Annotated in this window: 18 protein-coding genes; 2 read left to right on the forward strand and 16 right to left on the reverse strand. The window is 65.7% G+C overall.

The annotated features are described in order from the left end of the window. Positions 1-83: 83 nt before the first annotated feature. From E5221_RS16705 to E5221_RS16720, 4 genes are all read right to left on the reverse strand, one after another. Positions 84-578, reverse strand: a complete 495-nt coding sequence (locus tag E5221_RS16705) for a GNAT family N-acetyltransferase (RefSeq protein WP_015270756.1) — start codon at positions 576-578, stop codon at positions 84-86. 116 nt (positions 579-694) lie between these two features. Further along, on the reverse strand, positions 695-1,630 hold the full coding sequence (catA, locus tag E5221_RS16710) for a catechol 1,2-dioxygenase (protein WP_247846013.1): 936 nt from the start codon (positions 1,628-1,630) through the stop codon (positions 695-697). 43 nt (positions 1,631-1,673) lie between these two features. Beyond that, positions 1,674-1,964: a muconolactone Delta-isomerase gene (catC, locus tag E5221_RS16715; protein WP_247846014.1), complete on the reverse strand. Its 291-nt coding sequence runs from the start codon at positions 1,962-1,964 to the stop codon at positions 1,674-1,676. 150 nt (positions 1,965-2,114) lie between these two features. Beyond that, positions 2,115-3,236, reverse strand: a complete 1,122-nt coding sequence (locus tag E5221_RS16720) for a muconate cycloisomerase family protein (protein WP_039613887.1) — start codon at positions 3,234-3,236, stop codon at positions 2,115-2,117. Positions 3,237-3,371: 135 nt separating this feature from the next. Here E5221_RS16720 and catR point away from each other — a divergent pair, with 135 nt between their 5' ends. Then, positions 3,372-4,244: an HTH-type transcriptional regulator CatR gene (gene catR, locus E5221_RS16725; protein ID WP_039613888.1), complete on the forward strand. Its 873-nt coding sequence runs from the start codon at positions 3,372-3,374 to the stop codon at positions 4,242-4,244. A gap of 202 nt (positions 4,245-4,446) precedes the next feature. Then, positions 4,447-5,781 (forward strand): D-serine ammonia-lyase, encoded by a 1,335-nt coding sequence (locus tag E5221_RS16730; protein WP_247846015.1) that lies wholly within the window; start codon positions 4,447-4,449, stop codon positions 5,779-5,781. A 162-nt stretch (positions 5,782-5,943) separates the two neighbouring features. Here E5221_RS16730 and E5221_RS16735 read toward each other — a convergent pair whose 3' ends face one another. The 12 genes from E5221_RS16735 to E5221_RS16790 all read right to left on the reverse strand — a co-directional run bounded on the left by E5221_RS16735 (position 5,944) and on the right by E5221_RS16790 (position 22,106). Further along, entirely contained in the window at positions 5,944-6,834 is an 891-nt protein-coding gene (locus tag E5221_RS16735; protein WP_024087321.1) for a helix-turn-helix transcriptional regulator, read from the reverse strand. Continuing rightward, positions 6,831-8,243: an aminotransferase gene (locus tag E5221_RS16740; RefSeq protein ID WP_061551680.1), complete on the reverse strand. Its 1,413-nt coding sequence runs from the start codon at positions 8,241-8,243 to the stop codon at positions 6,831-6,833. The genes E5221_RS16735 and E5221_RS16740 overlap by 4 nt, the downstream gene beginning before the upstream one ends. A gap of 34 nt (positions 8,244-8,277) precedes the next feature. Then, entirely contained in the window at positions 8,278-9,381 is a 1,104-nt protein-coding gene (locus tag E5221_RS16745) for a polyamine ABC transporter substrate-binding protein (RefSeq protein ID WP_061551681.1), read from the reverse strand. Between the two features lie 438 nt (positions 9,382-9,819). Beyond that, positions 9,820-10,521, reverse strand: coding sequence for an NAD(P)H-dependent oxidoreductase (locus tag E5221_RS16750; protein WP_061551774.1), 702 nt, complete (start codon positions 10,519-10,521; stop codon positions 9,820-9,822). Positions 10,522-10,564: 43 nt separating this feature from the next. Next, entirely contained in the window at positions 10,565-11,980 is a 1,416-nt protein-coding gene (locus E5221_RS16755; RefSeq protein WP_247846017.1) for an aldehyde dehydrogenase family protein, read from the reverse strand. Next, positions 11,973-13,163, reverse strand: coding sequence for a pyridoxal phosphate-dependent aminotransferase (locus E5221_RS16760; RefSeq protein ID WP_015270765.1), 1,191 nt, complete (start codon positions 13,161-13,163; stop codon positions 11,973-11,975). Before E5221_RS16760 ends, E5221_RS16755 begins: the two co-directional genes overlap by 8 nt. 23 nt (positions 13,164-13,186) lie before the next feature. Further along, positions 13,187-14,416 (reverse strand): alanine racemase, encoded by a 1,230-nt coding sequence (gene alr / locus E5221_RS16765; RefSeq protein WP_015270766.1) that lies wholly within the window; start codon positions 14,414-14,416, stop codon positions 13,187-13,189. Positions 14,417-14,450: 34 nt separating this feature from the next. Further along, positions 14,451-16,058, reverse strand: coding sequence for a 5-guanidino-2-oxopentanoate decarboxylase (locus tag E5221_RS16770; RefSeq protein ID WP_137137570.1), 1,608 nt, complete (start codon positions 16,056-16,058; stop codon positions 14,451-14,453). After that, positions 16,051-18,168: an acetate--CoA ligase family protein gene (locus tag E5221_RS16775; protein WP_247846019.1), complete on the reverse strand. Its 2,118-nt coding sequence runs from the start codon at positions 18,166-18,168 to the stop codon at positions 16,051-16,053. The genes E5221_RS16770 and E5221_RS16775 overlap by 8 nt, the downstream gene beginning before the upstream one ends. 17 nt (positions 18,169-18,185) lie before the next feature. Then, entirely contained in the window at positions 18,186-19,346 is a 1,161-nt protein-coding gene (locus E5221_RS16780) for an acyl-CoA dehydrogenase family protein (protein ID WP_015270769.1), read from the reverse strand. 33 nt (positions 19,347-19,379) lie between these two features. Next, complete coding sequence (locus E5221_RS16785; RefSeq protein WP_015270770.1) at positions 19,380-20,174, reverse strand: enoyl-CoA hydratase-related protein; 795 nt, start codon at positions 20,172-20,174, stop codon at positions 19,380-19,382. A gap of 525 nt (positions 20,175-20,699) precedes the next feature. Continuing rightward, positions 20,700-22,106, reverse strand: coding sequence for an amino acid permease (locus E5221_RS16790; protein WP_013973081.1), 1,407 nt, complete (start codon positions 22,104-22,106; stop codon positions 20,700-20,702). Between the last annotated feature and the right edge of the window lie 30 nt (positions 22,107-22,136).

Genomic DNA, 22,136 nt, shown 5'->3' on the forward strand with positions numbered 1-22,136 from the left:
TTATGCCTTCGACGACGACTTTGTGAAGTAGCTCACAAAAAGCCACGATCCCTTCAATTAGCGAACGAAGGCTTGCAACCCCCTCAATGGCGGGCGCCCGTGACCAGGAAATTGAGCAAGCCCGGTTCGTCATCCAGGGCTATGGGCTGCGCCGGGCGCGACAGCTCGGCCAGCACGGCATTGCAGAAGGCCACGGCAGGCATGTCCTGTGCGTAACAGCGCATCAGCCAGTCGCCCTCGCCGCCCAGCAGTTGCAATGCCACCGCCCGGCCGATGCCCTGTCGGCGGTACTTTTTCAGGATGAACAGGTCAGCCAGTTCGAACGCGTCGATGCCCGGCAGCTCGCTGCGTTCGACCAGCACGAAACCGGCGATGAAACCGTCTGCCAGCACCAGGTACGCGCCCCAGCCATCGGCCCCCCAGTAACGTTGCAGGTGCTCGTCATGGATATAGAAGCGACCGTCCACTTCGACGTCTTCCTGCTCCCAGTCCGAGGACTCGTAGGCGTAGAACTGATAGAGGTTGCGAATCAGCGGGGCCTGGTCGGCAGTGGTTGCCAACAATTCGATGGGCAGCATGGTGAGGGGCTCGGGTAAAAAGGCGGATTCTAGATCAACCGCCCCTGGCAGCAAAAAGCCCAGGCCCTCCCCGCACGGAAAGGCCCAGGCAAAAACCAGTCATCGATTGATAGGGCTCAACTGTTTTGCAACGCACGCGGGCGGTGGCTGCGCGCCTCGGCGTCTGGCGCCTTGGCCGCCTGCAGATGGAAGTCGAACGCCAGCTCGGCAAAGCGCTCACCCTCTACGCCGCGAGCACGCGCTGCCGCAGCATCCTCGACAAAGCGCAGCTCGCCGACCAGCCCGTCACGGGTGGCATAGGCAAAGTCATCCCACAAGTACTTGTCGCCGGCCAGGTTTATCTGCGTGGTCAGGTGGCGGTGCCCAGGCGCAGAGATGAAGAAGTGCACATGCGCCGGGCGCTGGCCGTGGCGACCGAGCAGGTCCAGGCATTCCTGGGTTGGCCCCTGCGGGTCGCAACCGTACCCCGACGGCACGATGGAGCGTGCGCGGTAGCGCCCTTCGGCATCGGTGATGATGCGCCGGCGCAGGTTGTACTCGGACTGGGTAGTGTCGAAGTACGAATAGGTGCCCTGGGTGTTGGCGTGCCACAGGTCGACGGTGGCGCCGGCCAACGGCTTGCCTTCGGCATCGAACACCTGGCCCTGGAGGAACATCACCACGCCCGGGTCGCTGCCGTCATCCATGCGCGTTTCACCGTGCGCCAGCGGCGCGCCTGCCACATACAGCGGGCCTTCGATGGTGCGCGGGGTGCCGCCAGTCAGGCCGGCCTCGGCGTCCTTGGCGTCCTGCAACAGGTCGAGGAAGTGCTCGATGCCCAGGCCCGCCGCCAGCAGGCCGGCTTCGTTACGGCCACCCAGGCGGTTGAGGTAGTCGACGGCATGCCAGAACTCGTCTTCGGTGATTTCCAGGTCCTCGACCAGGCGTGCAGTGTCCTGCAGCACACGCAGGATGATCTGCTTGAAGCGTGGGTTGCCTTCGGCATGGCCCAGGCCGGCCACTTCCTTGAAGAACGCCTGAACATCGGCAGTGTGGGAAATTTTAACGGTCATCGTGCTTGCCTCATCTTGTTCTTGTCAGGTAGACAGGTGCGACTCAGCGGTCGTCGCTGTGAATCGACGAGGGGTGCCGGCACAGGCCGTTTACCTCGATGTCCATGTACGGGAACAGCGGCAGCTGCATCAGGGTGTCGTGCAGCGCCTCGACGCTGGATACATCGAACACGCTGTAGTTGGCGTAGTGCCCGGCAATGCGCCACAGGTGGCGCCAGGTGCCTTCGCGCTGCAGGCGCTGGGCCAGTTCCTTTTCGTCGGCCTTGAGCCGGGCGGCCTTGGCCGGGTCCATGTCGACCGGCAGTTTCACGGTCATCTTCACGTGGAACAGCATGCTGGTATCTCCTTTCTCTGATTTGGCGCCAACACTGTGGGAGCGGGTTTACCCGCGAACACGGGCGAAGCCCGTGCCATCCACCGCGTCGCCTGCTTCGCGGCTAAAGCCGCTCCCACAGGGGTTGTGTGTTCTTTCAGCCAGCGTGACTCAGCGGCGGGCGAAGCGCGCCAGGCGCTGTTCGTCCAGGGTCAGGCCCAGGCCTGGGGTACGTGGAATGTGCAGCTGGAAGTCGCGGTATTGCGGCGGCTCGTTGACGATTTCTTCGGTCAGCAGCAGCGGCCCGAACAGCTCGGTGCCCCAGGTGAGCTGGCGCAGGGTCAGGAAGGCATGAGCCGAAGCCAGGGTGCCGATCGAGCCTTCGAGCATGGTCCCGCCATACAAGGCGATGCCGGCAGCCTCGGCGATTTGCGCGGTACGCAGTACGGCGCGCGGTCCGCCGTTCTTGGCTATTTTCAGGGCGAAGATGCTGGCCGCGCCGTCGGCAGCCAGGCTGAAGGCGTCCTCGACGCTTTCGATCGACTCGTCGGCCATGATCGGTGCCGGGCTGCGCTGGTTCAGGCGCACCTGGCCGCTGCGGTTGATACGCGAAATCGGTTGCTCGATCAGGTCGATGCCGTTGTCGCCAAGCACCTGGCAGGCACGGATGGCCTGGGATTCGTCCCAGTACTGGTTGACGTCGACCCGCACGCTGGCGCTGTCGCCCAGCTCGCGCTTGATCGCCACCACGTGCTTGAGGTCCTGGGCCAACGGGTTGGCGCCGATCTTCAGCTTGAACACCCGATGCCGACGAATCTCCAGCATGTGCTGGGCTTCGGCGATGTCGCGGGCGGTATCGCCGCTGGCCAAGGTCCAGGCCACTTCCAGGCTGTCGCGCACGCGGCCACCCAGCAGTTCGCTGACCGGCAGGCCCAGGCGTTTGCCCTGAGCATCGAGCAAGGCGCTTTCGATACCCGACTTGGCAAAGGTATTGCCCTTGGCCAGCTTGTCCAGCTTGAGCATGGCGGCGTTGATGTTGTCAGCCGGCAAGCCAACCAGCGCCGGCGCCAGGTGCGCATCGATGTTGGCCTTGATGCCCTCCGGGCTTTCGTAGCCATAGGCCAGGCCGCCGATGGTGGTGGCCTCGCCGATGCCTTCCACGCCATCACTGCAGCGAACACGCAATACCACAAGGGTCTGCTGCTGCATGGTGTGCATCGCCAGCTTGTGCGGGCGAATGGTCGGCAGGTCGACGATAATTGCCTCGATACGTTCAATCAGCACGCTTGTCATTGTTGCCAGGTCCCGTTGTTTCGGGCTGCCAGCCGCAGGCCCGAGTGGTGCATTTACTTGCTTGTTCAAGGATTGCGCGAGACCCTGATAGCCGTCCAATATCGAATGAATCTCCCACCATACCCTGGAGGTCTGATGGAGCTGCGCCACTTGCGTTACTTCAAGGTCCTGGCCGAAACCCTGAACTTCACTCGCGCCGCCGAGCTGCTGCACATTGCCCAGCCGCCGCTGAGCCGGCAGATCAGCCAACTCGAGGACCAGCTCGGTACCTTGCTGGTAGTGCGCGAGCGCCCGCTGCGGCTGACAGAGGCGGGTCGCTTCTTCTACGAACAGAGCTGCACCGTGCTGCAGCAGCTGCAGAACATCAGCGACAACACCCGTCGCATCGGCCAGGGCCAGCGCCAGTGGCTGGGGATCGGCTTCGCCCCGTCGACCCTGTACAAGGTGCTGCCGGAGCTGATCCGCGAGCTGCGCCAGGACAGCGAGCTGGAACTGGGCCTCAACGAGATGACCACGCTGCAGCAGGTGGAGGCGCTGAAAAGCGGGCGCATCGACATCGCCTTCGGGCGCATTCGCATCGATGACCCGGCGATTCACCAACAAGTGCTGTGCGAGGACCCGCTGGTGGCGGTATTGCCCAAGGATCACCCGCTGGCGAGCAGCCCGCTTACACTTGCCCAGCTGGCTGGCGAGGCGTTCATCCTCTACCCGGCCAACCCGCGGCCCAGCTATGCCGACCATGTGCTGGCACTGTTCGCCCACCACGGCATGAGCATCCGCGTCAGCCAATGGGCCAACGAACTGCAGACCGCCATCGGTCTGGTGGCCGTCGGCGTGGGCGTGACCCTGGTGCCGGCGTCGGTGCAACAGCAGCACCGCACCGATATCGAATATGTAAGCCTGCTCGACAGCGGCGCCGTCAGCCCGATCATCCTCAGCCGACGCAAGGGCGATGTGAGCCCGATCGTGCAGCGCTGCCTGACATTGATTGCACAACAGGCCGAATGAGCACGCGCTCCCTGACCTCAACGGTCTGGCTAAACACCTGCCCCCTGTGGGAGCGGGTTCACCCGCGAACACGGGCGAAGCCCGTGCCATGCACCGAGTTGAATTCTTCGCGGGTAAACCCGCTCCCACAGGGTCCGCGTCTGTCTGTAGGCGCACTTTTGTGTCACACCCCGGCCATCATCAACCAACAGGAATACCCAGCATGATTCACGGCAAGACACTGCAAGCATGGTGCAGCTCCCACCCCCTGATCGACGACCTGGTGGCCCTGCGCGAAACCCGTTGGTTCAACCCGCACATTGCCCCGGCCGCCCAGGCCCTGGCCGACGTCGGTTTGAGCGCCGCCGATGTCAGTGCTGCCAGTGCCCGCCTGGCACGCTTTGCCCCCTACCTGGCGAGCGTGTTCCCGGATACCGCCGCCACCGGCGGCATCATCGAGTCACCACTGCGCCCGCTGCCCAAACTGCATGCCACCTTGCTGCAGGCAGCGGGCCTGCCTGCCAGCGGTTCACTTTGGCTCAAGGCCGACAGCGAGCTGCCGATCTCTGGCTCGATCAAGGCCCGCGGCGGTATTCATGAAGTGCTCAAGCATGCCGAAGACCTTGCCCTGGCAGCCGGCCTGATCAGCCTCGACAGCGATTACCGGGAACTGGCCAGCGACCAGGCCCGGCAATTCTTCAGCCAGTACAAGGTTGCGGTCGGCTCGACCGGCAACCTCGGCCTGTCGATCGGCATCATGAGCGCCAGACTGGGCTTTCAGGCGACCGTGCACATGTCGGCCGATGCCCGCCAGTGGAAGAAGGACAAACTGCGCGCCCATGGCGTGAACGTGGTCGAGTACGAAAGCGACTACAGCGTGGCGGTGGAGCAAGGGCGCCAGCAGGCGGCGGCGGACCCGGGCTGCTACTTCGTCGACGACGAGAACTCGCCACACCTGTTCCTCGGCTATGCCGTGGCGGCCGAGCGGCTGGCCGCCCAGTTCGAAGCCGCGGGCATCAAGGTAGATGCCGAGCACCCCTTGTTCGTCTACCTGCCCTGTGGGGTCGGCGGTGGCCCCGGTGGCGTGGCGTTCGGCCTGAAGCTGATCTGGGGCGACCATGTGCACTGCATCTTCGCCGAGCCCACCCACTCGCCCTGCATGTTCCTGGGGGTGTACAGCGGTTTGCATGACGCCACCAGCGTGCAGGATTTCGGCATCGACAACCTGACCGCCGCCGACGGCCTGGCGGTGGGCCGCCCTTCCGGCTTTGTCGGCAAGGCGATGCAGCGTTTGCTCGATGGCTATTACACAGTCAGCGACGAGGCGCTGTACCGGCTGTTGGTATTGGCCCATGACCAGGAGAATGCGCGGCTGGAGCCTTCGGCGCTGGCAGGGATGCCGGGCATGGTCAGGGTGCTTGAAGCGCCTGAGTACCTGGCGCGCATGGGCCTGTCGGCCGGGCGCATGGGCCGGGCTACGCATATGGTGTGGGGGACCGGTGGCAGCATGGTGCCCGAGGCGGAGTTTGCGGCCTATCTGGCCAAAGGGAGGGGCTGAGGATTATTGGGGGGGCAGCGCTGTACCTGTGGGAGCGGGTTTACCCGCGAACACCGGCGAAGCCGGTGCCATGCACCGCGTCGTATCCTTCGCGGGTGAACCCGCTCCCACAGGGATTGCGCCAGCTTTCAAATAGTGAGTAAGGCAGTTGCTCCTTTGCTGCTAGACCGCCAGGCGATCACCGCGCAGCCAGTCGATAAACCGCGCAAACAACTCCGACTGCGAGTTGATCTCCAGCTTCAGGTACAGGTTCTTGCGGTGCATGCGCACGGTTTCCGGCGAGATGCCCAGCTCCAGCGCGGTGGACTTCACCGAATGCCCACGCAAGATCATGTGCGCCACCTCCCGCTCACGGTCGGTCAGCACCTGGCAGCCGAAACTGTCGAACGCCGCCTGCAGGCTGCCACGCTCCGCCGAAGCGGGGCCGGGCTCCAGATGGTGCCGGGCGTAGCGCCCCAGCAGCTCGCGTACCATCGGCTCCAGCGCGCGCAGCAGGTCGATCTGCCCCGTACTCAGCCGTGTGCCGCTGCAGCCCTGGAACAGGCTCAGCGACAACTTGCGGCCAGCGCTGAGGTCGACGATGTAGTAGCTGTCTTCACTGCAACCGGTACCCAGGTAGTAGGCCTTGTAGTAGTCGCTGTCGAAGAAGTTGTCCGGGGCGATTTCCTGCAGGTGGTAGAAGCCCTCGGCCAGGCCGCTCTGCACGGCCAGGCAGAACGGGTCGAGCAGGTAGCCGGCAGTGAAGTAGCGCTCCAGCACGGCGGCGCGGTGCAGGTCGGGGATGCCTTGCTGGTACAACAGTTGCGGTGCCCGCCCCTGGCACTCGAGGCTGATCATCATCGATTCCACCCGCACCAGCTGGCCGATGGCGGCTGCCACATGCGCCAGCGCCTCGGGCGTTTCGCTGTGGGCCAGTGCGCGCTGCAGCGCCGCATGCCATTGCTGCAGCGCGCCCAGTGAAAGGGTAAGCGGGGTGTCGGGAGAGGCCTGGGTCATGCCCGGCAGTCTAGCCTGCCAGGCACGCCCGCGCACAGCCCTTTGCGCCAGGTTCATCGGCCCTGGTACAGGCCAAGCGCCGTGAGTTCGCGCGCGGTTTCGATGATGCACTGGCGCAGGGTTTCGACGATCTCGTCCACTTGCGCATGGGTAATGATCAACGGCGGCGACATCACGTTCAGGTGCATGATCGGCCGCACCAGCAGCCCTTTGGCCTGGGCCTTGCTGTGGATGCGTTCGCCAATGTTCACCTCGTCCGCAAACAGCGCCTTGCTGGCCTTGTCGGCAACGAACTCGACACAGGCCATCAGCTTCATGCAGCGCACATCCCCCACCAGCGGCAGCTCGCGCAGGCTTTGCAGGCGCTGTTCCAGGTAGCCGCCAACGTCCTTGACGTGCTCCAGCAAATGCTCGCGTTCGATGATCTCGATGTTCTTCAGCGCCGCGGTGCAGCACACCGGGTGGCCACTGTAGGTGAAGCCGTGGGTGAAGCAGCGGCCCTTGCCCGGCTCGGCGATCACCTGCCAGATGCGCTCGGAGAAGATGCACGCCCCCAGCGGCAGGTAGGCCGAGGTCAGGCCCTTGGCGGTAGTGATGATGTCGGGGGTTACGCCGAACAGTTCCTCGCTGGCGAAGAAGGTGCCCAGGCGCCCGAACGAAGTCACCACTTCGTCGGCGACGAACAGGATGTCGTAGGTCTGGCACAGCTGCCACATGCGCTGGAAGTAACCCTTGGGCGGAATGATCACCCCGCCCGAGCCCATGATCGGCTCGGCGAAGAACGCCGCCACGTTGTCGGCCCCCAGCGAAAGGATCTTGTCCTCGAACTCGGCCACCAGGAAGTCGAGGAACTCGGCCTCGTCCATGTCGTGCGGGGCGCGATACGGGTTGGGGTTGGACACGTGGTGGATCAGGTCGTGGTGATAATCGAACTCCGGCACCCGGTCAGCGGCCTTGTTGCCAATCGACATGGTCAGCGTGGTGGAGCCGTGGTAGGCGTTGTAGCGGGCGATGATGTGCTTCTTGTGCGGCTTGCCACGGCAGTTCTGGTAGTACTGGATCAGCCTGTAGGCAGTGTCGACCGCGGTCGAGCCGCCGGTGGTGAGGAACACATGGTTCAGGTCACCCGGCGCCAGCTGCGCAAGCTTCCGGCACAGCTCGATGGCCACGTCGTTGGCCATGTCGGAGAACGGGTTGGAATAGGCCAGCTGGCGTACCTGGTCGGCGATGGCCAGGGCCATTTCCTCGCGGCCCAGACCAATGTTGGTGCACCACATGCCGCCGACGGCATCGAGGAAGCGGTTGCCGTGGGTATCGCGGATGTAGGCGCCCTCGCCGGCAACGATGTTCAGCGCGCCTTGCTCGCGGTGCTCGTCGAACACGTGGTAGCCGTGCATGTAGTGGGCCTTGTCGGCTTCCACCAGGGGATCGTGGGCAATGGCGAATGCTTTGCGTGGGGTGGCCATGGGCAGCTCCTTGGCAGTGATCGTTGGGCAGTGTTCAGAAACCGGTCTTGACCGTGCTCCAGACCCGGGTGATGGCGCGCATGTCCTTCGGGCTCTGGGTTTTCTGCGCGAACAGGCGCTCGCGGGTTTGCGCGTCGGGGTAGATGGCCGGGTCCTGGCGGATCTCGTCGCGCACCAGCGCCGTGGCGGCGGCGTTGCTGTTGGCGTAGTGGATGTAGTCGGTGACCTTGGCCATGGTCTGCGGCTGCAGCAGGAACTCGATGAAGCGGTGGGCGTTGGCCGCGTGCGGCGCATCCTTGGGGATGTACAGATTGTCGAACCAGATCAGCGAGCCTTCCTGGGGGATGAAGAACGACAGCTTGATGTCCTTCTTCGCTTCCACCGCGCGGGCCTGGGCGGTGGCGTAGTCGCCGGACCAGGTCAGGGCCAGGCAGACATCGCCGTTGGGCAGGCTGGTGAGGTAGTTGACCGAATCGAACTTGCGAATGTAGGGGCGAATGCCCAACAGCAGTTGTTCGGCCGCCTTGAGGTCGGCCGGTGATGCGCTGCGTGGGTCCTTGCCCAGGTATTGCAGGGCCAGCGGGATGACTTCGGTCGGCGCATCCATCAAGGTGACGCCACAGTCGGCGAAGCGCGAGACGATCCTGGGGTCGAACAGCATGGCCAGCGAGCCGATGGGGGCATCGGGCATGCGCGCGGTGATCTTGTCGACGTTGTAGGTTACCCCCGAGCTGCCCCAAGTGTAGGGCGCCGAGTATTTCAGGCCGGGGTCGTAGCCTTGCAGGTTGTTCACCACCTGCTGGTCGAGGTTGTGCCAGCTGGGCAGTTGCCGCTTGTCCAGCGCCTGGAACACCCCGGCGCTGATCAGCGGGGGAACCAGGGAAGCGTTGAGCATGACCAGGTCGTAGCCGGAGCGGCCGGTGAGCAGTTTGGTCTGCACCGTTTCGTAGCCGTCGAAGGTGTCGTAGATGACCTTGATGCCGGTGGCCTTCTCGAAATCGGCCAGGGTGGTTTCGCCGATATAGTCGGTCCAGTTGTACAACCGCAACGTGTTACCGCTGTCCACCTCTTCTGCCTGGGCCAGGCTGGCGCCAGACGCCAGCAGCAGACCGCCAATCACCTTCAGTACCTTGCGCATGGCAACTCCATCGTGTGAATGCTCGGGATCGAGCCGATGGGGGCACTATCGAGGGATTTGCCGAAGGGGGACATACCCCGAATGTGTGGGTGGTCGCTTTTTTTTGCCGGTGAATTTTGTATGAAGGCCACAGGCCCAATCGCCGGCAAGCCAGCTCCCACAGGTCCTCCACAGTCCTGAAGCCCTGTGATTTCCCTGTGGGAGATTGCCCAGCCCTTTGGGCTGCGCTGTCGCGCAGAGAACCAATATCGCTCGTCTGACGCGTCCTTTGTAGGAGCAGCCTTGTGCTGCGAAGAGGCCGGTACAAGCAACAGATAGGCTTTGTCAGTACCGGCCTCTTCGCAGCACAAGGCTGCTCCTACAGAACCTCGCCGAACCAATGAGTCATGTGTTGTTCTATGAGAGCTGGCTTGCCGGCGATTGGGCCAGAACAGTCAATCACGCCAGCGGGTAAAGCGCCTCATCAAACTGCTCCAGGCGCGGGAACACCAGTGGCTGGTCGTCCGGGAGCTGCTCCAGGCGCTGCCGGTACTGCTGCAAGAACGCCTGCCGCGCCTCGTCACTGATGTACGGCACATGCCAGGCCACGAACGGCGGCAGCACCTCGAACCCCACGTAGGCCAGCGTGCCGCGCAAGATCGGCCGCAGCATGTCCTCCAGCGGCCCATGAATCGCCCCGTCGCCAAACATGTGCTCGCGCCCGCCCAGGGTCACGGTCACCAGCGCTTTCTTGCCCGCCAAACCGCCCTGGTCGTAGAAGCGCTTGCCGCCATAGCACACCCCCGACACCAGCACGCGGTCGATCCAGCCCTTGAGCATGGCCGGCGCCGAGAACCAGAAGATCGGGAAGTTCAGCACCAGCAAGTCGGCCCACAGCAGCTTGTCCAGCTCCTGCCGGATATCCGCGGCAATGGCGCCACGCTTGACCCCTTGGCGCTGCTCCAGGGCATACACCAGGTACTCGGGGTTCTCGCGCTGGCTGAAGTCATCGGCGCTGGCCACCGGGTTCCAGCCCATGGCGTACAGGTCGCTGACCTGCACCTGGTGGCCCTGGGCGCGGAAGGTTTCCACGGCCTGGTCACGCAGGGCAGCGGTGAACGATTGCGGCTCGGGGTGAGCGTGGACGATCAGTACATTCACAAACATTCTCCTCACACAAAACAGGTTGTCTTCCAGCTGTGGCTCAGCACTGCACCGCTTTCACCTCGACGAACTCCGCCAGGCCCTCCTCACCCCACTCACGCCCGTTGCCCGACTGCTTGTAGCCACCGAACGGTGCCTGGTAGTTGAACCCGCCACCGTTGATGAAGCACTGCCCGGCGCGTATCTGCCGCGCCAGGGCCAGGCCGTGCTCGCGGCTGCCGGCCCACACCGCGCTGGACAGGCCGAACGGCGAATCGTTGGCCAGGGCCAGCGCCTGGGCCTCGTCGGCATAGGGGATCAGGCACAGCACCGGGCCGAAGATTTCCTCCTGGGCGATGCGCATGCGGTTGTCGACATCGGCGAACAACGTCGGCGCCACGTAGAACCCGCGCTCGAAGCCGGCTGGCGTATCACCGCCGCACAGCAGGCGCGCGCCCTCTTCCTGGCCCAGGCGAATGTAGTCGAGCACGGTGCGCCGCTGGCCTGCCGAACACATCGGCCCGAGGAAGCTGGCCGGGTCACGCGGGTCGCCCATGACCAGCGCACGGGTCTCGGCCTCGGCAATCTCCAGCGCCTCGGCGTAGCGGCTGGCCGGCAGCAGCATGCGGGTCAGGGCCGTGCAGGTCTGCCCCGAGTTGATCATCACATCCTGCACGCCATGGCGCACCGCCGCGTGCAGGTCGGCGTCGGCGGTGATCAGCAGCGGCGACTTGCCACCCAGCTCCAGGCACACCCGCTTCACCGTCGGCGCGGCCGCCTGGGCCACGCGCACCCCGGCGCCGGTGGAGCCGGTGAACGACACCATGTCCACCTGCGGGTGCCGGGCCAGGGCCTCGCCAACCTTGGCCCCCGGCCCGCTGACCAGGTTGAACACCCCGGCCGGCAGGCCGATGGCCTCGATCATCTCGGCCAGCAGGAACGCATGCAGCGGTGTTTCCTGGCTGGGCTTGACCACCACCGTGCAGCCGGCGGCCAGGGCCGGCGCCAGCTTGCCGATCATCTGGTGCAGCGGGTAGTTCCACGGGTTGATGAACGCGCACACGCCAACGGCTTCGCGGTACACCAGCGAGTTGCCGACTTCGCGCACCTCATCCATCAGCCCGGCCAGTTCGGCGTACTGCTCCAGCCCGGCAATCGGGCCCTCCACCTGTACCGCCTGGCACCACTGCACCGGCATGCCCAACTCGTCGGTGATGACCGAGGCCATTTCCGCCGCGCGGCTCTTCAGCTGTGCGGCCAGCGCCGTTATGAACCCGGCACGCACGCTGGACGGCGTGCGCGACCAGCCATCGAAGGCCCGCCGCGCAGCCATCACCGCCCGTTCGACATCGGCCTCGGCGCCCAGCGGCACCCGGCCGATGGCCTGTTCGGTGGCCGGGTCGATCACCTCGGCCATGCCCTGCCCGCTCGGTACCTGCCAGGCGCCGTCGATGTACAGCCGCGCATATTCACGCATGGGCCTGCCCCTGCATCAGTGCGGCGGCGCAGCGGGCGATGCGCCGGCAAGCGTCGGCCAAGGCCTCGTCACCCAATACCAGGCCCAGGCGGATATGCCCGGCAGCGCTGGGGCCGAAGGCTTCGCCAGCGAGCACCGACACACCCTGGCTGTCGAGCAGGCGATCGGCGAAGGCCTGGGCGCTGAGGCCGGTCTCGCGGATGTCGACCATCACGAACATGCCGCCATCGGGCTTGAGCACCTTGATGCCCGGGCAGTCGGCCAACTGCTCGCACACCAGGTCGCGACGCTGGCGATAGGCTTCGCGCATGACATCCAGTTCCGGCAGCTGCTGCTCCAGTGCCACCACGGCGGCGTCCTGGATGAAGTCCGGCGAACCGTACAGCATGCACAGGGCGAGGTTTTCCAGGTGGGTGGCAAGTTCGGTCGAACCGACCACCCAGCCCACCCGCCAACCGGTCATGGCATGCGACTTCGACAGGCTGTTGAGGGTGGCGGTGCGCTCGGCCATGCCCGGCAGGCTGCCAGGGCTGACATGCTCGCCGTCGTACAACAGCTCGCTATACACCTCGTCAGAGATCAACCACAGATCGTGGGCGATGCACAGCTCGGCCAGCGCCTCCCAGGTGGCGCGCGGCAGGCTCGCCCCCGAGGGGTTGTGCGGGCTGTTCAGGGCCAGGGCGCGGGTGCGCGGGGTGATGCGCGCGGCCACGTCACGCGGGCACACGCGAAAGCCGTTCTCCGGCTTGACCGGCACCGGCACCACCTTGGCGCCACAAGCCCCGAACACCGCCTCGTAGGTCACGTACATGGGCTCGGCGACAATTACCTCGTCACCCGGGTCGAGCACGCACTGGGCCACGCAGTACAACGCGCACTGGGCCCCCGCCAGCACCGTCACCTGGTCGGCATCGACGGCCTGGCCGCTGCGCTGGCGGTGGCGGTTGGCGATGGCCTGGCGCAGCGCCAGCTTGCCGCGCACATCGGCGTAATGGGTGTGGCCCGAACGCAGGCTGTCGATGGCCGCCTCGACGATCGGCGCGGGGGTGTCGAAGTCCGGGTCACCCACCGAAAGCAGCAGGATATCCCTACCCTCGGCCTGCAGCGCCAGGGCGCGATAGTGGATGTCCCAGGCCGCAGCCCCGTCGCCGGCGATGCGTTGAGTGAGCTTGGCGTAGCGCATGGCAATCTCCCTTCATTGGCAGTTCAGTCGACGAGAATCTTCGGGTTGGAACTGCCCCATACGGTGTAGAGGTCGGCGAGCAACGCGCCGTTGATTTCTTCTATCTCGGCCTGGGTGATCTCCCCCCCGGCCTGTTTGCCGAACAGCACCACTTCGTTGCCCCCCTTCACATCGGGGAAGTCGGTGACATCGACCATCAAGGTGTTCATCGACACCTTGCCCACCACGGGCACTCGGTGGCCGTTGATCAGCACATGGCCCTTGTTGGTGAACACCCGGCGGTAGCCATCGGAGTAACCCACGGTGATGTTGGCCAGGCGCGAATCACGCGCCAGGGTGAAGGTGCGGTCGTAGCCGACGGTGTTGCCTGCCGGGTAGCTGTGCACCGCCGCCACGTGCGACTTGAACTGCATGACACGTTGGTATTCGGTGCGCGTCGGCACGGTGTCGCCGAACAGCGCGCCACCGGTACGCACCATGTCCAGGTGCGCTTCCGGCACTTCCAGCGTAGCGAAGGAGTTGGCGGCATGCAGGGTGAGCTTGCTGCGATCAAGTTTCGCGTGCTTGATCAGCCAGTCGGTCTGTTCGTTGAACGCTGCCAGGCCTTTGCGCACATCGTCCTTGTCTTCCACGGCGAAGTGAGTCATCAGCGCGACCAGCTGGAGGTGCTTCTGGTCAGTGATCTGCAGCGCTTCACCCCGGCCGGACCAGGTGGTCATTTCCACGCCGTTGCGGCTCATGCCGCTGGAATTGAGCGCCATGTGAATGCGCAGGGTCTTGCCGTGGCGTTCGGCGATGGTATCGAGCTGGCGGGCGAACTCGGCGCTGCCAACCAGCTCTTCCATGTCGTACTGCAAGGCATCTTCCACTTCGCCGAGGCTGGCCAGGCGTACCCGCACCAGTTGCCCGGTGAAGCCGCTGGCGCGGACCACGCGGGCCTCCTCGTTGCTGGCTACCGCCACGCAAGGCACGCCCTGGGCGATGATCGACGGCATGACCAGGCCGATACCGTGGCCATAGGCGTCGGCCTTGAGCACGGCGCACAGCTTGGACTTGCCGCCCAGCTCGGCCTGCAAGGTACGGATGTTGTGTTGCAGTGCGCCGGCACTGATTTCGACCCAGGCGTTGCTGTTCTGCGCGGTCAGGGCGGCGGTGCCGTTGTCCATCGACAGGGGCGGTGCGGCGTACAGCGGGGCCTGGCCAGTGATCAGCAGAGCGAGGGATGCAGCCAGGAGGGTACGGCTGAATTGCATGGTGATTTCTCTTGTTGTTCGTTGTGTCTGCCGCTTAGCAGACGCAGGTGTGTTTGAGTTCGATGAAGGTGACGCCGGGGGTGGCGAAACCGCTGGCCAGATCGGCCTGCAGCGCGTCCAGATCACGCGGCTGGCGCACCGTGCAACCAAAGGCGCGGGCCAGGCCGACGAAGTCCGGGTTGCGTGGCAGTACGCCGACCGGCTCGATGTCCAGGCCGAGCATGTCGTCGCGGATCTGGCCAAGGGCGTCATTGTTCCATAACAACACGACCAGTGGCCGGTCCAGTTCTTCGACTGCCGTGGCCAGTTCCTGGGCGGTGTAGAGGAAGCCGCCGTCGCCCACCAGCACCAGGCCTGGCCGGTGGTCGCTGGCGAACATGCCGCCGATGCCGGCCGGCAGGCCATAGCCGAGGGTGCCGTAGCCGGTGGGGTGCAGCCAGCTGCGCGGCGCCCGGCTGGCGAAGGCGTAGTTGCCGGTATAGGCCAGTTGGGTCATGTCGCTGCTGACGAAGGCATCGTCGGGCAGCACGGCGGCAATGCGGTCGAGGATTGCCTGGTGCACGGCCTGCAGCGGAGCATGCCCGCTGCGAATGGCCTGGCGCAGGTTGGCCACGGCTTCGCTGGACTGGGCCGGGTCACGGTCCAGCGCTGGCAGGTGCTCGAGCAGGCCGGCCAGGGTTTGCCGGGCATCGCCGTGCAGGGCAATGGCACAGGGGTAGAAGTCGTTGAACTTGCGCGGGTCGATGTCCACGCGCAGCAGCTCGCCGCTGATCGGCAGGCGCTCGCGCCAGAAGTCGGTGTCGGCCATTTCGGTACCCACTGCCAGCACCACGTCGGCCTGGCTGATCAGCTGCCAGCCGGGCTCGACGCACAGGCTGGCGCCGGCATTCAGTGGTGCGTCCGCTGGCAGCAGGCCCTTGCCGGCCACGCTGGTGAACAATGGCGCTGCCAGTCGGGTGCTCAGCTGCTGCAACTGCTCGGCCGCGTGCAGTGCCCCACCGCCGGCAATGATCATCGGCCGCTTGGCGGCGACCAGCTTCACGGCGGCCTGGTCAAGGATGTCGCGGCAAGGCTGGCCGCGCCCGGGGCGGTGCACCACCTCATTGCTCCAGTCACGGCTGACCGGCGCGGCCAGTACGTCCAGCGGCACCGAGATGTGCACCGGGCGCGGCCGTTCGCTGTCGAACACAGCCCATGCGCGGGCGATCAGCTCGGGCAGGTCGTCGCCGCGCAGGGCCACGGCGGAGAACGCGGTAATCGGCGCGGTCATGGCGCGCTGGTCCTGGGTTTCGTGCAGGCAGCCCCAGCCCTTGCCCAGGCTGGCAGTGTGGTTGACGCTGGAAATCACCAGCATCGGGATGGAGTCGGCGTAGGCCTGGCCGATGGCGGTGGCGGCATTGGTCACGCCCGGGCCGGTGATGACGAAGCACACCCCCGGTTTGCCGCTTACCCGTGCATAGCCGTCGGCCATGAAGCCGGCACCCTGCTCGTGGCGGGTCAGCACATGGCGGATGCCGCTGCCCGGCAGGCCGCGGTACAGCTCCAGGGTGTGCACGCCGGGGATGCCGAATACCGTCTCCACGCCGTAGTTGGCCAGCAGGCGCACCAACGCCTGGCCGGCGGTCGGGGTGTGCTTATTCATGTCGTTCTCCTTGCGCCTGGCCGAGGCGGATCAGCGCGTCGACCGCGGTGGTGCCGTGGGCACCGACCATCAATGGGTTCACATCCAGCTCCAGCAGTTGCCCGGCGTTCTCGCAGGCGTAGTCGGCCACCGCGCGGATAGCCGCAACCAGTGCGTCGAGGTCGGCGGCCGGGCGGCCACGGAAGCCTTGCAGCAGGCTGGCACTGCGCAGGCCGAGCAGCGCGCTGCGGATGGCATCGTCGGTGGTCGGCAGCAACAGGCTGACGCTGTCCTTGAGCAGCTCGACCAGCACGCCACCGGCACCGATCACCAGGGCCAGGGCGAAGTCATGCTCGCGCTTGATGCCGACGATCAGTTCGGCCAGCGGCGCCTCGGCCATCGGTTCGAGCAGCACCTGGTCGAACGCTACCTGCGGGGCGTAGGCGGCGATGCGCTGGCGCATCTGCACCAGCGCAACCTCGAGGGCGGCGGCATCGCGCAGGTTCAGCGCCACCGCACCGGCTTCGGTCTTGTGCGGCAGTTGCGCGCTGACCGCCTTCAATACCAGCGGATAGCCGACGCGGGCGGCATCTGCCACAGCGCGCTCGGGTGTGCTCAGCACCCCTGCCGGAACCGGCAGGCCAAAGGCACGCAGGGCTTGCTTGGATTGCCATTCGTCCAGCAGCTGGCCCTCGCCCTCAAGGGCCTGCGGGCACAGCGGCACCCGCGTGGCCTCACCCTGTTCCAGCAGCCGCTGGCGGTTGCGCTGGTAGGCGACGATGCGCCCCCAGGCTGCCAGGCCATCCTCCACGCCCTGCAGGGCGGCGATGCCACGCGCGTGCAAACGCTGGCGCGCGCAGGCGGGCAACAGCTCCGGGAATGCCGAGGTGACGAAGCCGATCTTGCCGTGGCGCTCCAGTGCATCGCAGTACAGCGCCAGCAGCAGGTCGCATTCCTTGCGTTCGCCGGTGAACGCCGCCGGGTAGTCCAGCACCAGCATGGCCGCGTCGGCTGCGCCGCTCAGGGTGCTGTCGAGCATGCGTTGCAAGGCCGCTGCATCACCCCAGATGGCCGTGGTGAAGTCCAGCGGGTTGACCAGGTTGGCATAGGCTGGCAGCACCTCGGCCAACTGCGCCACCTGCCCTTGTGCGAGCTTCGGCAGGACCAGCTGATTGCGCTCGGCATAGTCGGCGATCAAACCGGCATCGCCACCCGAGCAGGCCAGGGCGATCAGCTCGCCATTCACCGGCAGGCGCCCACAGGCGGCGGCCTTGAGGGTTTCAACGAAGCTCACCGGGCCACTGACGCGGATCACGCCCAGGCGCTGGAACAGGCTGTCGTACAAGGCATCGGAGCCGGACAGCGAGCTGGTGTGACTGAGCGCCAGTTCGGCGCCGATCTGCGACACGCCAGTCTTCAGCGCAATGATCGGCGTGCCCTGCTGCAATGCCTTGCAGGCAGCACGGGCAAAGCCCGGCACGTTCTTCAGGCCTTCCAGGTGCAGGCCGATGGCGGTTACCCGTGGGTCGTCGAGCAGCACGTCCATCAGCTCGGCCACGCCCAGTTGTGCCTGGTTGCCGACCGAGGCCATGTAGGCCACCGGCAGCGAGCGGTCGCTCATCGACAGGTTGTAGGCGAAGTTGCCGCTCTGGGTGAGGATCGCCACGCCCTTCTCCACCTGCTGGCCACCATGGGCCACCGGCCACAGGGCAGCGCCGTGCAGGTAGTCGAGCAGGCCGTAGCAGTTGGGGCCGAGCAAGGCCATGTTGCCGGCGGCGGTGAGCAGGCGCTGCTGCAGCTGGCGGCCCTCTTCGCCGCTTTCGGCAAAGCCCGAGGCATAGCAGATGGCGCCACCGGCGCCGCGTGCGGCCAGCTCGGCAACGCACTGCAGGGTCAGTTCGCGGTTGGTGGCGATGAACACCGCATCCGGGGCATGGGGCAAGTCGGCCACCCGTGCCACACAGGGAATGCCTTCGAGGCTGTCATGCTGCGGGTTGACCAGCCACAGCTCGCCACCAAAGCCACCTTCGGCGCAGCGCTTGAGCGCCCGCGCCATGCTGCGCCCGCCGACGAAGGCCAGGTGCCGGGGTGCCAGCAGGCGCTTGAGGTTGTCACGAATCGAATGCGACATGGGTGTTCTCCTGGCGCTCAGCGCAGCAGCGGGCGCAGCAGTTCGCGGGCGATGATGTGCCGCTGGATTTCCGAGGTGCCTTCCCAGATGCGCTCGATGCGTGCGTTGCGCCAGATGCGCTCGACCGGCCCTTCATCCATCAGGCCCATGCCGCCGAAGATCTGCACGGCTTCGTCGGCAACCTTGCCCAGCACCTCGCTGGCGAACAGCTTGGCCATGCCGGCCTCGCCGTCGGTCATGCTGCCCTGGTCCATCTTCCAGGCGGTGTGCAGGGTGAGCATTTCCGCAGCACGAATCTGCGTGGCCATGTCGGCCAGCTTGAACGACACGCCCTGATAACTGCCGATGGCCTGGCCGAACTGCTTGCGGTCGGCGGCCCATTGCAGCGACAGGTCGAGGGCACGCTGGGCCTGGCCCACGCAGTTGGCGGCGACCATCACGCGGCCGGCGGTGAGCCAGGCGTTGGCCACCTCCCAGCCCTTGCCGACCTCGCCCAGCACCTTGCTGGCCGGCACCCGGCAGTCGTCGAAGAACAGCTCGTAGGTGTGGTAGCCACGATTGCTCACGCACTTGGGGCCACGGCGGATGGTCATGCCCGGCGTGCCCCGGTCGACCAGGAAGGCCGTTACCGCGTTACGCTTGCGCCCGTTGTGCTCGTAGGTGTCGGTGACGGCGAAGACGATGGCGAAATCGGCGTGGCCGGCATGGCTGATGAAGTGCTTGCTGCCGTTGATGACGAAGTCGTCACCCTGGCGCACGGCACGGGTCTTGATGGCGTTGGCATCGGAGCCGGCGCCCGGCTCGGTGAGGGCGAAGCAGTCGATCTTCTCGCCCTGCACGCAGGGCAACAGGTAGTCGTTGATCTGCTCGTCCTTGCAGGCCATGAGGATTTTCGATGGCCGCGCGACGAACACGTGCAGGGCCCAGGACACCTTGGACAGTTCGCGCTCGATAAGCGCCTGGGACAGATAGTCCAGGCCACCGCCGCCGACCTCCTCGGGCATGTTGAAGGCATAGAACCCGGCGGCGATGGCCTTGCCGCGGATCTGCGCAGCCAGCTCGGGCGACACGGCATCGGCACGGTCCACCGCCTCCTCATGGGGCAGCAGCTCCTTGGCGACAAAACTGCGTACCGCTTCCACCAACATTTCTTGTTCTTGGGTCAGTTGGAAATTCATCTGCGAAGGTCCTGGTGAGGGTCGGTTATCGGGTTACTGGCCGGTGAAACGGGGGGCGCGGCGCTCCACCGAGGCTTGCAGCGCCTCGGCACCGTCCTGGCTGCGACCGCACAGCAGGCCGGCCTGGCGCTCGGCCTCCAGCTGCTCGGCCAGGGTGCGCCGGGCGCCATCGCGGATCAGCCGCTTGGTCTGCGCGTAGGCGAAGGTGGGGCCGTTGGCCAGGCGCCCGGCCAGCTCGGCCGCCACGGCGGGCAGTTGCTCGTCGGCGCAGACTTCGCTGACCAGCCCCGCCGCCAGGGCACGTTCGGCACCCCACAGCTCATCGAGGAACAACAGGCGCTTGGCCTGCTCGCTGCCGATCAGCCGTGGCAGATGCCAGCTGGCACCCGCGTCGGGGCTGTAGCCCATGCTGGTGTAGCCGGCCTTGAAGCGCGCCGAGGCCGCGGCGATGCGCAGGTCGCAGCACAGGCTGAGGTCCATGCCACCGCCCACGGCGGTGCCGTTGATAGCAGCGATGGTGGGCTTGTCGAGGCTGTGCAGGCGCAACATCAGGGCGTGGGCGGTTTCGGTCCAGCCGTAGCTTTCCAGGGTGCCCTGGGCCTCGGCCGCGGCCCATTCGGCCAGGTCGGCACCGGCGCAGAAGCTTCGCCCGCTGCCGGTCAGCACCACCACGCGCACGGCCGGGTCGCTGTTGCAAGTTTCCAGCAGGGCGTGCAGTTGCTTGAGGGTGGGGATGTCCAGCGCATTGCGCTGCTCGGGGCGGTTGAGGGTGATCCAGGCAACGCCGGCTTCGACCTTGCTCAACAGTGACGACGACGGGGTGGTCATGGGGGGGCCTCGGTGTTGTTGTGATGGTTTGAGAGGGCTTGATGAGGGAGATACTAAACGAGTGTTCAACAAGGCGGGATGGGCTGTTACAACTTCGCACAACTCGGTTTTTGTTGTTACGCGGTTTTCTTTTGGCATGGCATTTTCGTTGCCTGGGAGATCGAGCGCCGCCCGCGCGGCGCTTCGCGGGTATACGCCTTGACACTTTCTGCGCCTGTGAGATCGAGCGCCGCCCGCGCGGCGCTTCGCGGGACAAGCCCGCTCCCACATTTGTTGCAACGTGGCCATGCCTGTGGGAGAGGCGTTGCCCGCTTTGGCGCATTGTTTGAGGCCGGTGAGGCGGCGGTAGCGCCAGCCGGAAAACCGCGTCAAGGCAACAAGGCTGACAACCATGGCCTGTCAGGTTCGGCACGTTGCAACAAATGTGGGAGCGGGCTTGTCCCGCGAAGCGCCGCGCGGGCGGCGCTCGATCTCACAGGCAATAAAAATGCTTCGACGAACACTTACAACCAACGACCCACAACATCAAACCCCTGGCACGCTCGGCTCGAAGGCCCCCTGCCGACGGCGGTTGACGAAGAAGTACGCCGCGTAGCACAGGGCAATGAAGCCAAAGCCCCAGTACAACGACGGCCGCTGGGTTTCATCCAGCGCCAGGAACACGAACAGCGAGCTGCACAGGGTGATGCACAGCAGCGGCACCAGCGGGTACAGCGGCGCCTTGTACTTCAGGTCCTGCAGTTGCCCACCATCTCGCAGGTAGGCCTTGCGGAAGCGGTATTGCGCCAGGGCGATGACGATCCAGGTCACGGTGCCGGACATGCCACTCACCGCCATCAACACCATGAACAGGGTGTCGGCGGCAATGAAACTGGTCATCAGCGAGATCAGCGCAAAGCACAGGGTGATGCTCAGCGCCCGCAACGGCACGCCACGCTTGCTCAGCGGCGACAGGCTTTTCGGCGCCATGCCGCTCTTGGACATGGCCCAGAGGATGCGCGTGGAGGCATACAGCCCGGAGTTGCCCACCGAAAGGATGGCGGTGAGGATGACGAAGTTCATCAGGTCGGCGGCAAAGGGAATGCCAACCATGTCGAACACCTGCACGAACGGGCTTTCCATCAGCCCGGCCTGCTCGAACGGCACGATGGCCGAGAGCACGGCAATCGCCAGCACGTAGAAGATCAGCACGCGGAACACCACGTTGCGCACGGCCCGCGGGATGCTCTTTTCCGGGTGCTCGGTCTCGCCGGCCGCCACCCCCATGATTTCACAGCCCTGGAAGGCATAGACCACGGTCATCATCACCGCGAACACCGCCGACAGGCCATGGGGGAACAGCGACTCGCCCACCAGGTTGTCCAGCATCGGTGCCGGCGCCCCGCTGCTCAGCGGGATGGCGCCGAAGATCACCAACAGGCCGATGATGATGAAGCCGAGGATGGTCGCCACCTTGATCCCCGAGAACCAGTACTCCGCCTCGCCGAAGGCACGGGTGGCCAGGGCGTTGAGGCCGAACAGCACGACCACGAACAGCGCCGACCAATACCAGATCGGCACCTCGGGGAACCAGCGGGTCATCAGCATGCCGGCGGCGGTGAACTCCAGGCCCACGGTGGTGGCCCAGCTCATCCAGTACACCCAGCCGATCATGAAGCCGGTGGCTGGGCCGATGAACTTGGTGGCGTGGGCCTGGAACGAACCAGACACCGGCATCTGCACCGACAGCTCGCCCAGGCAGACCATCACCAGGTACATCAGCAAACCCGCGACCAGGTAGGCCAGGATCGCGCCTATCGGGCCGCCCTGGTTGATGGTGACGCCCGAACCCATGAACAGCCCGGTGCCGATCACCCCGCCCAGCGACAGCATGAAGATGTGCCGGCTTTTCAGCGCGCGGGTGAGCTGGATCTTTTCGCGGTTGTCAGTCATGGCGCACCTCGCCTTTGCGGCCGGTGCCAT

This window comes from Pseudomonas sp. A2 (genome assembly GCF_023100865.1).
GTDB classification, from domain to species: domain Bacteria; phylum Pseudomonadota; class Gammaproteobacteria; order Pseudomonadales; family Pseudomonadaceae; genus Aquipseudomonas; species Aquipseudomonas asiatica.